The organism is Marinobacter nanhaiticus D15-8W (genome assembly GCF_036511935.1).
In the GTDB taxonomy this organism is placed as follows: Bacteria; Pseudomonadota; Gammaproteobacteria; order Pseudomonadales; family Oleiphilaceae; genus Marinobacter_A; species Marinobacter_A nanhaiticus.
This window is the reverse complement of sequence record NZ_AP028878.1, coordinates 3,203,997-3,218,287: the sequence shown is the minus strand read 5'-3', so window position 1 is coordinate 3,218,287 and position 14,291 is coordinate 3,203,997. Positions and strand designations below refer to the sequence as shown.

At 58.5% G+C, this 14,291-nt stretch carries 16 protein-coding genes; 11 read left to right on the top strand and 5 right to left on the bottom strand.

The window, feature by feature from the left end:
• The first annotated feature begins 51 nt into the window (after positions 1-51).
• The 11 genes from eno to RE428_RS14245 all read left to right on the top strand — a co-directional run bounded on the left by eno (position 52) and on the right by RE428_RS14245 (position 9,448).
• Positions 52-1,347: a phosphopyruvate hydratase gene (eno, locus tag RE428_RS14295; protein ID WP_004582701.1), complete on the top strand. Its 1,296-nt coding sequence runs from the start codon at positions 52-54 to the stop codon at positions 1,345-1,347.
• A gap of 136 nt (positions 1,348-1,483) precedes the next feature.
• Complete coding sequence (gene ftsB / locus RE428_RS14290; RefSeq protein ID WP_004582700.1) at positions 1,484-1,756, top strand: cell division protein FtsB; 273 nt, start codon at positions 1,484-1,486, stop codon at positions 1,754-1,756.
• A gap of 47 nt (positions 1,757-1,803) precedes the next feature.
• Entirely contained in the window at positions 1,804-2,508 is a 705-nt protein-coding gene (gene ispD / locus RE428_RS14285; protein ID WP_040882727.1) for a 2-C-methyl-D-erythritol 4-phosphate cytidylyltransferase, read from the top strand.
• A gap of 53 nt (positions 2,509-2,561) precedes the next feature.
• Complete coding sequence (gene ispF, locus RE428_RS14280) at positions 2,562-3,041, top strand: 2-C-methyl-D-erythritol 2,4-cyclodiphosphate synthase (protein WP_004582698.1); 480 nt, start codon at positions 2,562-2,564, stop codon at positions 3,039-3,041.
• Positions 3,038-4,018, top strand: a complete 981-nt coding sequence (gene truD / locus RE428_RS14275) for a tRNA pseudouridine(13) synthase TruD (protein ID WP_004582697.1) — start codon at positions 3,038-3,040, stop codon at positions 4,016-4,018. The genes ispF and truD overlap by 4 nt, the downstream gene beginning before the upstream one ends.
• 74 nt (positions 4,019-4,092) lie before the next feature.
• Complete coding sequence (gene surE, locus RE428_RS14270) at positions 4,093-4,836, top strand: 5'/3'-nucleotidase SurE (protein WP_004582696.1); 744 nt, start codon at positions 4,093-4,095, stop codon at positions 4,834-4,836.
• Between the two features lie 4 nt (positions 4,837-4,840).
• Positions 4,841-5,497 (top strand): protein-L-isoaspartate(D-aspartate) O-methyltransferase, encoded by a 657-nt coding sequence (locus tag RE428_RS14265; RefSeq protein WP_004582695.1) that lies wholly within the window; start codon positions 4,841-4,843, stop codon positions 5,495-5,497.
• A complete protein-coding gene (locus RE428_RS14260; protein ID WP_004582694.1) occupies positions 5,494-6,468 on the top strand; it encodes a polyprenyl-phosphate transporter in 975 nt (324 codons plus the stop codon). Before RE428_RS14265 ends, RE428_RS14260 begins: the two co-directional genes overlap by 4 nt.
• 210 nt (positions 6,469-6,678) lie before the next feature.
• Entirely contained in the window at positions 6,679-7,494 is an 816-nt protein-coding gene (locus tag RE428_RS14255; protein WP_004582693.1) for a peptidoglycan DD-metalloendopeptidase family protein, read from the top strand.
• A 158-nt stretch (positions 7,495-7,652) separates the two neighbouring features.
• Positions 7,653-8,654: an RNA polymerase sigma factor RpoS gene (gene rpoS / locus RE428_RS14250; RefSeq protein WP_004582692.1), complete on the top strand. Its 1,002-nt coding sequence runs from the start codon at positions 7,653-7,655 to the stop codon at positions 8,652-8,654.
• A gap of 227 nt (positions 8,655-8,881) precedes the next feature.
• The gene (locus RE428_RS14245) at positions 8,882-9,448 is read left to right on the top strand and encodes a chalcone isomerase family protein (RefSeq protein ID WP_004582691.1); all 567 of its coding nucleotides are present in this window, start codon (positions 8,882-8,884) and stop codon (positions 9,446-9,448) included.
• 332 nt (positions 9,449-9,780) lie between these two features.
• Here the strand turns inward: RE428_RS14245 and RE428_RS14240 are convergent, their stop codons facing one another.
• The 5 genes from RE428_RS14240 to rsxD form a co-directional block, all read right to left on the bottom strand.
• Positions 9,781-10,998, bottom strand: a complete 1,218-nt coding sequence (locus RE428_RS14240; RefSeq protein WP_338381144.1) for an integrase core domain-containing protein — start codon at positions 10,996-10,998, stop codon at positions 9,781-9,783.
• A gap of 203 nt (positions 10,999-11,201) precedes the next feature.
• Positions 11,202-11,843: an endonuclease III gene (gene nth, locus RE428_RS14235; RefSeq protein WP_004582690.1), complete on the bottom strand. Its 642-nt coding sequence runs from the start codon at positions 11,841-11,843 to the stop codon at positions 11,202-11,204.
• A gap of 7 nt (positions 11,844-11,850) precedes the next feature.
• Positions 11,851-12,567, bottom strand: a complete 717-nt coding sequence (locus RE428_RS14230; RefSeq protein WP_004582689.1) for an electron transport complex subunit E — start codon at positions 12,565-12,567, stop codon at positions 11,851-11,853.
• 1 nt (position 12,568) lies between these two features.
• Positions 12,569-13,216 (bottom strand): electron transport complex subunit RsxG, encoded by a 648-nt coding sequence (rsxG, locus tag RE428_RS14225; protein WP_004582688.1) that lies wholly within the window; start codon positions 13,214-13,216, stop codon positions 12,569-12,571.
• A gap of 11 nt (positions 13,217-13,227) precedes the next feature.
• On the bottom strand, positions 13,228-14,274 hold the full coding sequence (gene rsxD / locus RE428_RS14220; protein WP_040882724.1) for an electron transport complex subunit RsxD: 1,047 nt from the start codon (positions 14,272-14,274) through the stop codon (positions 13,228-13,230).
• Positions 14,275-14,291 lie beyond the last annotated feature (17 nt).

Below are 14,291 nucleotides of genomic sequence, written 5' to 3'. Positions count from 1 at the left end.
TTTAATAACAACACCCTCTAACCGATAACGACGTTTACGGAGAAATGAAGCATGACGAAGATCGCGGACATCAAAGCACGCGAAATCCTCGACTCCCGCGGTAACCCCACTGTCGAGGCGGATGTTGTCCTCGAATCCGGTACGGTGGGACGTGCCTGTGCGCCGTCCGGTGCGTCCACCGGCTCCCGCGAAGCACTCGAACTGCGTGACAAGGATACGTCCCGTTATCTGGGCAAAGGTGTCACCAAGGCGGTGGAAGCAGTCAATACCCGCATCCGCGATGCGCTGATCGGCTTCGACGCGGCTGACCAGCGTGGTCTCGACAAGGTGATGATTGACCTTGACGGCACCGACAACAAGGCAAACCTGGGGGCCAACGCCATACTCGCCGTGTCCCTGGCGGCGGCCAAGGCTGCGGCAACCGAGCGCAATCTGCCGCTGTATGCCCACATCGCTGAAATCAACGGTACCGCCGGCCAGTACTCCATGCCGGTACCGATGATGAATATCCTTAACGGCGGTGAGCATGCCGACAACAACGTCGACATTCAGGAATTCATGATCCAGCCGGTGGCGGCGCCGTCGTTCTCCGAAGCACTGCGTATAGGTGCCGAGATCTTTCACAACCTGAAGAAAGTGCTGCAGGCCAAGGGACTGAATACCGCCGTGGGTGACGAAGGCGGCTTTGCGCCGGACCTGCCTTCCAATGAAGCCGCCCTTGGCGTCATCAAGGAAGCCGTGGAGAAGGCCGGCTATGAGCTGGGCAAGGACGTGACCCTGGCGCTGGACTGCGCGTCTTCTGAATTCTACCGGGATGGCCAATACGACCTGTCGGGCGAGGGCAAGAAGTATGACGCTGCTGGTTTTGCCGACTACCTTGCGGGCCTTTGCGACAGCTACCCCATCGTCTCCATCGAAGACGGCATGGATGAGAGCGACTGGGATGGCTGGGCGACTTTGACCCAGAAGATTGGTGACCGTGTCCAATTGGTCGGAGACGATCTTTTCGTGACCAATACCAAGATTCTGAAACAGGGTATCGACAAGTCCATTGCCAACTCAATCCTGATCAAGTTCAATCAGATTGGCAGCCTGAGCGAAACCCTGGATGCCATCAAGATGGCCCAGGATGCCGGCTATACTGCGGTCATCTCCCACCGTTCCGGTGAGACAGAAGACACCACGATTGCCGACCTGGCAGTAGCGACCTGCGCCGGCCAGATCAAGACCGGTTCCCTGTGTCGTTCCGATCGTGTTGCCAAGTATAACCAGCTGCTGCGCATCGAACAGGAGCTGGGGGAGAAAGCACCTTACCGTGGCCGTAAGGAAATTAAGGGGCAGGCGTAATAGCAGCCGATCAATTTATAGGCTAGACTTTACCCGAGGTTGTAAACGCAGCGCACTGAATGTGCGCTGTTTTTGTCTCTTAAGAGGCTTTTTCCTCGTTCCAGGGCTTCTATAGTTTGGCTTCAAGGTAAGGTTGATGAAGGTTTTGTGGGCAGTCATGGCTGTGTTTATCGTCCTCCTGCAGGTGCGCCTGTGGGTGGGTGAGGGCAGTTTTGCCCAAGTCTGGCAGCTCCAGGACAAAATCGACGTGCAGAAGGCCGAAAATGCCAAGCTCGCCAACCGCAATGAACGTCTTTACGCGGAGGTGCTGAACCTGCGCAGTGGGCAGGGTGCGATCGAGGAGCGGGCGCGTATGAACCTTGGCCTTATCCGTAAGGATGAAACCTTTTTCCTGGTGGTCGAACCCTGAGTCGCCACGCTCTCCGGACTTCCCATGACACATCCGCAATATTTGACATGACACGTCCTCACTACTGGCTGGTCGTCCCTGCGGCGGGAATTGGTCAGCGCATGTCCGCCGACCGGCCCAAGCAATACCTGCAGATCCGAAATCGCTTTATTCTCGATATTACCCTGTCCCGTTTATTGGACACCGGCCACTTCTCTGGTGCGATGGTCGCGCTGCATGCGGACGATCAATGGTTTGCGTCCAGCGAGAGTGTGCAGGATTCGAGGGTATCCACGTGTCTTGGTGGGGCCGAACGCGCGGATTCCGTCTTGGCGGGGCTAGCGGCCCTGCGGGATGTCGCCAGTGATGAGGATTGGGTGCTTGTTCACGATGTGGCCCGCCCCTGTCTGGCGATTGCAGACCTGACGCGGTTGTTGAAAGATCTCGAAGGCGATTCGGTGGGAGGGCTGCTGGCGGCGCCGGTCTCCGATACCATCAAGCGCCAAATTGCGAGCGGTGGCCGGGTTGGCGAAACGGTCAGTCGCGATGGCCTGTGGCGTGCCCAGACCCCCCAGCAGTTTCGTTACGGGCTGTTGAAACAGTCGCTTGAGTTGGCCAAGAGCAAAGATATTGCGATTACCGATGAAGCGTCGGCGGTGGAGGCTGCGGGCTACGCGCCAAAGCTGGTGCCAGGGCGTGCCGATAACCTGAAGGTTACGGTGCCGGAAGATTTGCCGTTAGCGGGCTGGCTGCTCGATCAGATCGACGATTGAATCGAGCCGGAGAATCGCCTCGACAAGATGAAAGCAAGCACAGGACAGTAACCATGCGCATAGGTCAGGGCTACGACGTTCACGCGTTTTGTGAAGGTGACAGCATTATCGTCGGCGGTGTCCGTATCCCCCATAACCGGGGAGTTAAAGCCCACTCCGATGGAGACGTTCTGTTGCACGCGATAGCCGATGCCCTTCTCGGGGCGGCCGCTTTGGGGGACATCGGTCACTTCTTTCCGGACACCGACGAACAGTGGAAGGGCGCAGATAGCCGCGAGCTGCTCAGGGCCGTGTACCGGGCTGTGCAGGCGGAAGGTTACCGAGTGGCAAATCTGGATAGCACGCTGATCGCCCAGAAGCCAAAAATGGCGCCTCATCTGGACGAAATGCGCACATTGATTGCCTCTGACCTTGGTGTTGATAAGGGCGCCGTCAGCGTGAAGGCCACTACGACGGAAAAACTGGGTTTCGAAGGTCGTGAGGAAGGCATCGCTTGCCAGGCGATTTGCTTGCTGATGGGTGCGGAAGTATGAGCCAGTGGCGCCTGGATTGGCCACCGGCTTCGGGGCAGCGACTCGGTACCTGTGTGCTGCGCCAGGAAGCGGACGATTTCCAGGTTGATGAACTGATCGATATCGAGTTTACCGGCGAGGGAGAGCATCTCTGTCTGCGGCTGCAAAAAACCGGTGACAACACCGAGTTCGTAGCGAAGGAGCTGGCTCGAATGGCCGGTTTGAGGCCCTTTGATGTCAGCTTCTGCGGACTGAAGGATCGGCACGCAGTGACGCGTCAATGGTTTAGTCTTTACCGCCCGGGCAAACCCGACGACACAGCTTTTATCAACACGGTCAACGAGCGATGGCCAGTACTGGACCACAGTCGTCACCGCCGTAAGCTGCGGCGCGGCGAGCATCTGGGCAATCACTTTCGCCTGCGCTTGCGAGAAGTCACCGCCGGCCAGGCGGAGGTCGATCAGCGCCTATCCCGAATCGCGCTCGAAGGTGTACCCAATTACTTCGGTCCCCAGCGTTTTGGTCGCGATGGCGGCAACCTGGCTAAGGCCGTTGCCGACGGGGGTCGGCCAAGACGAGGGCGCAACTTCAAGGCTGGTCTTGCTTTTTCCGCTGCACGTTCCTGGCTGTTCAATGAGATCTTGGCCGAGCGGGTCGAGCAGGGCAACTGGCACCGGACGCTTGAGGGCGAACCGTCATCCGAACCCACGGGGCCACTCTGGGGCGATGGTGGCACCTCGGCGGCAGGCGTGGCAGCGGATCTTGAATGGGCTGTGGTTGATCGTTTTCCCGAGGTTAAAGCGGTGTTTTCCTCCACACGCATGAAGCCGGAACGTCGATCTCTGGCCCTACCGCTCAGCGGTCTCACATGGACCTGGGAATCCAGTGATACACTCTTTCTCGACTTCGTGCTGGGTGCCGGCGGCTTTGCCACGGCGTTAGTGGCTGAAATTCTGGATGCCGTGTCTGGCGGGCCTGTTACAAACCCGGCATCATAAGCTTTTTGCGGCGCGCAAAATGAACATTTCCCTGCGGACATTCTCGTGGCCGCAGCAACCGAACGGAGCAAAGTGTGCACATTCTGTTGGCGAACGACGATGGCGTTCATTCACCGGGTCTGAAGCAGCTCTACGAAGGACTGGAAGGATTGGGGGACCTCCGGGTCGTCGCCCCGGACCGCGACCATAGTGGTGCCAGTAATTCCTTGACGCTGAACCGTCCGCTAACGGTCGAAAAACATCCACAGGGCTTCCTATCGGTTGACGGCACCCCTACCGACTGTGTGCATCTCGCGGTCAATGGACTGTTCGATCACGGTTTTGACCGTGTCGTATCCGGCATCAACACCCACGCCAACCTGGGCGACGATGTGATCTATTCGGGCACCGTCGCGGCCGCCACCGAAGGCCGTTTCCTGGGTATGCCCGCTATCGCCGTGTCGCTGGTCAATGCCGGTCATTTCCACTACGAGACCGCAGCTCGGGCCGTACGCACGTTATTGGAAAAGGATGCTTCCCTGGCCCTGGGACCGCGTTGCCTGCTTAACGTCAATGTACCGGATCTGCCCTGGGAAGAAATCCAGGGTTTCCAGGTGACGCGCCTTGGCCATCGCGGCCGCGGTGAGTCCGCGGTGCCGATGACCTGTCCGAGGGGCAAGAAACGTTACTGGATTGGTGCGGCAGGAGAAGGCGATGATGCCGGTCCGGGGACTGATTTCCATGCGGTCCAGCATGGCTATGTCTCTGTTACGCCGATCCAGGTCGATATGACCCGGCACGAGGCGCTGGATTCTCTGCGCAACTGGCTGGAGGCGTGACGGGATGATGTCGGAAATGCAGGGCATCGGCATGACGTCCCGCCGTACCCGAATGCGGTTGATACAGCGTCTCCGGGATGGTGGGATCAAGGATGAACGGGTATTGCAGGCTATCGCCGAAACGCCCCGACATATTTTCCTCGACGAGGCGCTGTCCCACCGCGCCTACGAGGATACCGCACTCCCCATCGGTCACCAGCAGACGCTTTCCCAGCCTTATATCGTGGCCCGGATGACCGAGATCCTGATGGAGCATCAGCCGAGCCGCGTACTCGAGTTGGGTACCGGGTCCGGCTATCAGGCTGCGATACTGGCCCACCTTGTCGACGAGGTTTTCAGCGTCGAGCGTATCAAGCCGCTATTGGACAGGGCTCGGGAACGTATGCGCACCCTGGGCTACCGCAAGGTCCAGCTGCGGCATTCTGATGGTGGCATGGGCTGGCCAGAGCAAGGGCCTTTCGACGGAATTATCGTTACGGCGGCGCCGTCGCGTATTCCGGAGGACCTCTTACCTCAGCTGGCGGACGGTGGTGTCATGGTTGCGCCCATTGGTGAAGGCGCCCAAATGCTGACACGCATTGTTCGCAAGGGGGATAATTACGATACCAGCGAAATCGAGCCGGTCCGCTTCGTACCCCTGTTAGGTGGCATTGTACGATGACCGAGCCTGTCACTACTCCGGTCGATGAGGACAAGGCCCAGCATCCGATTGGGGTGTTCCTGCGGGGGATCGCCATGGGTGCGGCGGACGTGGTGCCTGGTGTCTCGGGCGGCACCATTGCCTTCATCACCGGCATCTATATCCGGCTTCTAGATGCGATCAGTGCGTTTCCCCGGGCATTCCTTGGCGAATTGCTCAAGGGGCGTTGGACGATGTTCTGGCAGCGCATTGACGGCACCTTCCTGGTGGCGTTATTCGCGGGCATCCTGACCAGCATCGTAACCCTGGCTGGTGCGATCAAGTATGCGCTCGAAGCCCATCCGATCATGCTCTGGAGCTTCTTTTTTGGCCTTATCCTGGCTTCAGCCTGGCACGTGGGGCGGGAGATCGAACGCTGGCGAGTGCGTCAGATCATGTTATTGGTCGGCGGGGCCGCCTTCGCCTGGTGGGTGACGCAGCTGAACCCGGGGCAAGCACCGGTCACGTCCTTGACCCTGTTCGGAGCTGGCGCCCTTGCGATCTGCGCCATGATACTGCCGGGTATTTCCGGCAGTTTCATCCTCCTGATCCTGGGCATGTACAGCCCGGTACTTACCGCCGTTAACGAATTGCAACTGGACCGTCTCGCGCTGTTTGTGACAGGTTGTCTTCTCGGCCTGCTGTCGATCGCACAACTGCTTTCCTGGGCCTTTGCCCGCTACCGGGATGCCATGCTGGCCCTGCTTACCGGCTTTATGTTGGGTGCACTTAATAAGGTCTGGCCCTGGAAGGAGGCTGTCACCTGGCGTACGAACAGTCATGGTGAGCGGGTACCGTTGGAAGAAATCAATCTGATGCCCGGAACCTACGCCAATGTAACGGGGGACTCAGCGACCCTGTCGACGGCGATCCTGCTGGCGATTCTCGGTATCGTAATCGTGCTGGGACTCGACTGGCTGGGCCGGGTTATGCGTGAGAAAAAAGTGGCTTGAGTCTCAGTTAAAGTGTGAACCTGTTACTTTTGGTGTTACCGTTCGGAACACTGAGGCAGGTTAAGTAACTTTAATCTGGATAAAAAATGTGCAATAAATTAGAGGCTTATATTGCACTCTTCAGAGAGCGCACTATTTTTCATACAAATTTGAAATAAAAAAGAAGCTGTTATTTCCGTGAGCTTAGATGGTCGTAACGATGTTCAGGGCATGGGCTCGGTGCTTGCGTACCTGAAACCACGTGACCGACGCCCCGTCTTCCGGGGCCTGGGGCTCTGGCTGCTCGCGTTGATGCTGCTCTCAGGCTGCAACACCACCGATATCTACCGTGACGACCGCTACAATCCGCCCGTGTATTGGGGGCGGCATGTGGTCAAGCCTGGCGAAACTCTCTACAGCATCGCCTGGCGTTATGGCCGAGATTATCGCGAACTCGGTAACGCCAACGGCATTTCGCCACCCTACCATATCAAGGCCGGGCAGGTTATCCGGCTCGACTTGAGAGGCAGGGTGCCTGCCAATGCGCCGCCCTCGCGTTCGACCGCGGCGGCCCGCCCACCACCTAAACCCACGCCCTCTACGGCGCCGAAGCCTCGGGTCGAGCAGGCGCCCCGCGCTGATGCGTCCCTGGCAAAACAGACCCAAGTGGTATCCAGTATTCAATGGCGCTGGCCCAACATTGGCCCCGTAATTGCAGGATACTCTTCGTCGGGAAAAGTCAATAAGGGGATTGATATTTCCGGCAAGGCGGGTGATCCCATAAGGGCCGCTGCCAGTGGTAACGTAGTCTATGCAGGCAACGGTCTACTGGGATACGGTAACCTTATAATCATCAACCATGATGAGCATTTCCTGAGCGCATATGCGCACAACCGCAAAATATTGGTGCAGGAGGGCGAAAACGTCAGGGCGGGTCAGCTCATTGCCGAAATGGGCAGCAGCAGCGCCAATGAAGTCAAGCTGCACTTCGAAATCAGAAAAAACGGAAATCCGGTGGATCCCAGACACTACCTTCCGCCGCGATGACCTTGGCTCCGCCCGACTGTTGAAAGACTATCTCTGAATAGAGCGTGTAACAGACCTGAAAAACAAACATGCAATAAGCAGTTGAGACAACAGCAGTCACCTCCGAACAACAAGAATTCCGGAAGGTGACAAAAAGGGTTTAAGGCGGGGCTAGAACTATGTCAGCAGAGCGTGAAGAACTCATTGTTGATCGGGTAGCGGATGTCGAGGATCCAGAAGAAGAGACTTTGACTGCCGTAGACAGTAATGACGACCAGGATGACGATTCGCCACTGAGCGACGGATCCGACCTCTCAAAAGCCACTGGCCGTTACTACACGAGCCAGAAGCAGCTGGATGCCACCCAGCTCTATCTCAACGAGATTGGTTTCTCACCACTCCTCACTCCCGAAGAAGAAGTCTATTTTGCGCGCCTGGCTCGTAAGGGCGAGGAGTCAGGCCGCAAGCGCATGATCGAGAGTAACCTGCGCCTGGTGGTCAAGATCGCCCGGCGCTACGTCAACCGGGGCTTGACCCTGCTCGACCTGATCGAGGAGGGCAACCTGGGGCTGATCCGCGCGGTGGAGAAGTTTGATCCTGAGCGCGGTTTCCGTTTCTCCACCTATGCCACCTGGTGGATTCGTCAGACAATCGAGCGTGCGATCATGAACCAGACGCGCACGATCCGGCTGCCGATTCATGTGGTGAAGGAGCTCAATCTCTATCTGCGTGCTGCCCGCGAGCTGACCCAGAAGCTCGATCACGAGCCTTCTGCGGAAGAGATCGCGCAGATGGTCGACAAACCGGTGACCGATGTGAAGCGGATGCTCGGGCTCAACGAGCGCGTGACATCGGTCGATACGCCGATCGGAAGCACCGGCGAGAAGTCGCTACTGGATACGGTAGCGGACGAGGGGGCAACCGACCCGGCAGATCTCCTGCAGGACACCAACATGCAGGGCTGCATCGAGCGCTGGCTGGATCAGCTCAGCGACAAGCAGCAGGAAGTTCTCTCCCGGCGCTTCGGTCTACGCGGTTACCAGACCAGCACGCTTGAAGAAGTCGGCCAGGAGATTGGTTTGACCCGCGAGCGGGTGCGCCAGATCCAGGTCGAGGCGCTGCGTCGCCTGCGTGAGATCCTGGAGAAGGAAGGCCTGTCCGGCACGACGCTGTTCAAATAAGCTCACCTGACAGACCAAGAAGCCGGCGTCTCCTTAAGGAGGGAGCCGGCTTCTTGCGTTCAGGGAGAGCCATAAATTGCCGATAGACTTTGTCCGAGGTTCCTTGGACTTCACGGCAAATGAGAACCAGACATCAGAGACCTGTCCCTCCCGTTGCTAAAATGCAATTGGTCTGCAAGGGGCCAGAGCGTAAAATAAATAAGAATCAAAAGTTTAGGGACATGACGATGAAAAAGGTAACCTCTGCACTGCTGCTTTCCCTGGCCCTGGTGGGCCCTGCTTCTGCGGTCACCGTCGAGGGCGTCGACGTGCCGGAACAGTTGGCAGCCAACGACTCCAAGCTGGTCCTCAACGGTGCCGGCGTTCGCTCCAAGTGGTTCCTCGACCTCTACGTGGGCAGCCTCTATGTGCCCCAGAGCCAGTCTGATGCCCAGGCGATTATCGATGCCGACGAGCCCCAGGCGATTCGTCTGAATATCATTTCCGGAATGATTACCAGCGACAAGATGACCTCCGCCACCCTTGAGGGCTTCGAGTCATCCACCGACGGCAACACCGCCCCGGTGCAGGCGGAAATCGACAAATTCATGAATGTCTTCAAGGAAGAGATCAAGGAGGGCGATGTTTTTGAGCTGGTCTACGTGCCGGGCGAGGGCACTCAGGTCTACAAGAATGGCGAGAAGAAAGACACCATCACCGGTATGCCGTTCAAGAAAGCGTTGTTTGGCATCTGGCTGTCCGACGAACCGGCGCAGGACGATTTGAAAGCGGCGATGTTGGGCAAAGGCGACTGATCCCACTACCTTCGAAAAAGGAGTCAATCTGGCTCCTTTTTCTATTACTGGAGGAACCTCCAGGATCACTTCTCTCTTCGAGTCAGGATTGATCGCTTGGCAGTCCTTCGGGCTGCTCCGAAGCTAAAGAGGGTGTTGCAAAAGCACAAGCATCCCAAAAGTACCGCCATAAACTCCCTCTCCCCTCGCGGGAGAGGGCCGGGGAGAGGGGGAGGCGCCGTCAGGCGCTCGTCGGTGCCAGAGGCGACTGCAAGCGAGGCTGTCGCCTCGTCCTCCTCTCTCTGTGCAACCGGAACATAGGTAACACTTTGAACCGGCAACATGGGTTACACCTATTCCCCCGCATGCCACTCGCATGCGGGCTCCAATCGCGCGGTTTTGAGGTTAATATGACCGAGCAGATGGGTGCTGTATCGCACCTCGACCCGGTCATTCTCCACCTCTTGCAGGCCTACGCGATGTCTGGCTAACAGCCCGCTGATGTAGATCAGATGGCCCTGCCACTTGATTTCGCCGTTGTGACGAACGTTGCGAACCGCCTGGTCCACGTTATATTCAATCGGGCGCAGCACGGGCGAGTACCGACGCCTTGAGGGCTGATACACGCTGGCCGGTGTTTGCCTGCCCAGCGCCTCATGGCTGCGTTGTTCGTTAAACTCCTCACGGAATGCCTGCAGCGTGGTCTGTTGCTGCATCAAGCTTGTCCCGCGCATCCGTCCACCCACTGCTCGATTCAGTGAACCGTGCATGCGCTCGTGACGGGCATTCTGTGTGGGCGTTCCCGGCTTGCTACGATGCACCCCAATGCCCAGCTCGACCCACCATTTCGACAGTCGCGTCAGACCTCCTGCTGAGCGACTGGCGAAGGGCGCCCCGTTGTCGGACAAGATCCCCTCCGGCAGACCGTACTCATGGAAAACCCATTCCATAATCGGCTTCGCCTGGACGTAGTCTGTTGCGCTCACGCCATGACAGCCCAAGACATAACGGCTGGCATTGTCGGTTACCGTGAGCGGATAACACCAGCGCCCGCCGGCCGTCCGGTACTGCCCCTTGTAGTCCACACTCCACAGCGCATTATTGCGATCACCCAGTTCAAACGGTTGCGGGTCGGCCGGGTACGGCCGCTTGTAGCGCCGTTTCTTGACCAGACCCGCCGCTTTGAGTATCTCACCGGCCGTGCTGTCTGCCGGCAATGCCATCGCCGGTTCTAGCTCACGCAAGCGGTCCAGAACCTTCTTGGGGCCAAAGCTGGGATGGACTTTCTTGATCGCCACAATCTGTTCAGCCACGTCCTCCGCCACTGCATGTGGGCAATAGTGCGGCGCTCGGGAGCGCTCCTGCAGCCCACCGGCACCTTCCTCCTGGTAGCGCCTGATCCACTTGTAAGCCGTCTTGCGGCTAATGCCGTAGCCGCGGGCCAGATCGCTTACACCGTGCCCGCCCTGCAGCCAGGCCGCGATCAACTGCATCTTCAGATCCATTACACAAGTCTCTTTCCAGGGCATGGGCGCGTCCTCCTTGCCCATACCGTAACTTGTGTAACCCATGTTCCCGGCTTGAGGTGTTACCTATGTTGCCGGTTTGCACACTCCAAACCTCTCTCCCGCCAGGGGAGAGAGGCTTAAAGCCGCAAGCTTTTGCAACACCCTCTAAAGCGTCGGCTACATTTATCCAGTTTTCCTTGAGCGTGTAGCAGATGCTTCAGCTTCTGAGGCGCCGAAAGGTGCCCCGTTCTTCTGCGAATCGCCGCCTAGTCCAAATAATCCCGCTTCTGCTTGAACTCGCAAAGATCCTCGATAATACAAACACCGCACTTGGGCTTTCGTGCCACACAGGTATAACGGCCATGCAGGATCAGCCAATGATGGGCGTCCTGCAGGTAGGGCCTGGGAACCAGGCGTAGCAACCGCTTTTCCACTTCGCTGACGTTTTTACCCGGTGCAATGCCGGTGCGATTCGAGACCCTGAAGATATGCGTGTCGACCGCCATGGTTGGCTGCCCAAACGCCGTATTGAGTACAACGTTTGCGGTTTTTCGGCCTACGCCGGGCAGGGCCTCGAGTTCTTCCCGAGTGCTCGGCACTTCGCCGTCGTGCTGTTCCACAAGCGCTCGACACGTCTTGATCACGTTTTCCGCTTTGCTGTTAAACAGGCCGATGGTTTTGATGTATTCCTTCAGACCATCCACCCCCAAGTCGAGGATAGCCTGCGGCGTATTGGCGACTGGAAAGAGTTTGGCGGTCGCCTTGTTTACCCCGACATCGGTGGCCTGGGCCGAGAGGATCACAGCGATCAGCAACTCGAAGGGATTGTCATAGACCAGTTCGGTCGTCGGATTGGGATTGGCGGATTTCAGGCGCTCAAAGATTGCGGTGCGTTTTTCCTTGTTCATGCCGTCCTCAGGAAACGTTGCCGGTAACACGGACTCGCTTGCTGCCAACCTCTATAGGTTTGACCTCGCGGGCTTCGCGGCGTTTGCGGATCTGGCCGTCGATGCCGTTCTTCAGGGCGATCAGGAAGCCGAGACCCACGAAAGCCCCAGGCGGTAACACCATGAAGAGCACATTGGCGTAATCCTCGAAGACCTGGATTCGCCAGTCCGCGGCGACCGGCCCGAAGATCAGGTCCATGTCCGTGAGTAACGTGCCCCGGCCGATGAGTTCCCGGATGCCGCCGAGGGCGATGAGCACAAGCAGGAAACCCAGGCCCATCATGAAGCCGTCCAGCATAGAGGGCAGGATAGGATTACGGGAAGCAAAGGCGTCCGCACGACCCAGGATGGCGCAGTTGGTGACGATTAAGGGGATGAAGATACCTAGAATCTGGTAAAGCTCGTAGGTGAAGGCCTGCATCAGCAGTTCGGCGCAGGTGACGAACGAGGCAATGATCATGACGAAGGCCGGCAGGCGCACCGATTTCGAGACGAAGTTACGGATCAGGGAGACGGACAGGTTGGAGCCCACCAACACCAGCAATGTGGCCAGGCCAAGGCCGATGCCGTTCACAACGGTGCCTGTGACCGCCAGGAGGGGGCATAGACCGAGCACCTGGACCAAGGCCGGATTGTTGGTCCAGAGGCCGTCCTTGATCAGCTCGATGGGCGTCTTGTTCGCCATATCAGTTCTCATCTCCGTCGCGTGCCGGTTCCGTGCGGGTTAGCTTCGGTCGGTTTTCCTCGAAATATTGCAACGTGCCGTGAACCGCCGAAACCACGGCCCGGGGGGTTATGGTAGCACCGGTAAACTGGTCGAACTGGCCCCCGTCCTTGACCACCGCCCACTGGTCGCTCGGAACGTTCTCAAGCGATTTGCCGTTGAAGCTGTAGATCCAGTTGGACTTCTTGGTTTCCACCTTGTCGCCCAGACCCGGTGTCTCTCTGTGTTGGGTCACGCGTACGCCGAGGACCTCACCGCTGTCAGCGATTCCAACCAGCATACGGATTTCGCCGGAATAGCCGTTCGGGGCAACGGCCGGCAGGATGACGCCACTAATCGTACCGTGCTGCCGGGCAATGTGGGCTTGTGCCTCGACGTCCAGCCCCAGTTTGTCGGAAGGCCCAACATTCACCGTGTCCTGCAGCAAGTCGTTGTCATGCAGGTCTTCCGGGAGAATTTCAAGCAGTGCTCCGGCCTCGGCCTGGCGAACCTGGTCCTGGATACGCTCCTGGGTGAATGCGTGGGTCAGGGCGATCGTGCCCGCCGTGATCACGGCGAACAGGGCGAGGCCGATCGCGTTGCGGATGATGGACTGTCCGAGTGCTGCCATAGTCTTGCCTGTCAGGCCTTGCCGGGTTTCACGCGCCGTGCACGTTGGTGGCCGTAGGTGCGAGGCTGGGTGTAATGGTCGATAAATGGTACGGCGAAGTTCATCAGCAGTACCGCGAAGGCGACCGCGTCCGGGTAGCTGCCCCAGGTGCGGATAATGTACAGCAGCACACCGATTCCTGCGCCGTAGATCAATTTGCCCTTATGGCTGGTGGCGGCCGAGACCGGGTCGGTGGCAATAAAGAAGGCGCCGAGCATGGTCGCGCCGGAGAGCAGGTGAATCGAGAGCGGTGTGTACTGGTCGATGTCCCAGCCGAAGGCGAGGCTCATGACTGCAAGTCCGGCCAGCATACTGACCGGGATATGCCAGGTAATGATCTTCAGCCCCAGAAGTATCAGACCGCCCGCGAGAAACGCCAGGTTCACCCACTCCCAGCCCTTGGACACGAAATCGCCGAACGCAGGATGCTGCAGCACCTGGGTTGATAGCTGGGACGTGATGTCGTGCTTGTAGATATCCAGCGGTGTCGCCATGGTGTAGCCGTCTATCGGAGCGCGGCCGCCGAAGTTCAGCGCCAGGGTTTCAAGCAGGCTTGGCGTTTCGGGGGAGCCCAAGCCGGTCGGGCTGGCCCAGTTGGTGGTCATGGCCACCGGGAACGAGATCAGTACGAGTGCGTAGCCCACCATCGCCGGGTTGAAGGGATTGGAGCCCAGACCGCCATAGAGCTGCTTGGCGAGGATGATGGCCACCACCACCGCAACCGCACAGACCCACCAGGGCGCAAGAGGCGGCAGTGAAAGACCCAGCAGCAGGCCCGTAACGGCGGCGGTGTTGTCGCGCAGGAAAAAGCCGACCGGGCGCTGGCGGAGCTTCAGCATGGCAGCTTCCGTCCCCATGGCCATGGCGACACAGAATACCGTGTTGACCAGGTTGCCCCAGCCGAAGAATGCCGTCTGGACGGCCAGGCCGGGCAGGGTGGCAAGGATGACCCACAGCATGACCCGCGAGGTACGCTGCGGGCCATGGGCGTGAGGAGATGAAAGTCTGAGGAATGCCATTCGGTTACTCGCTGCTG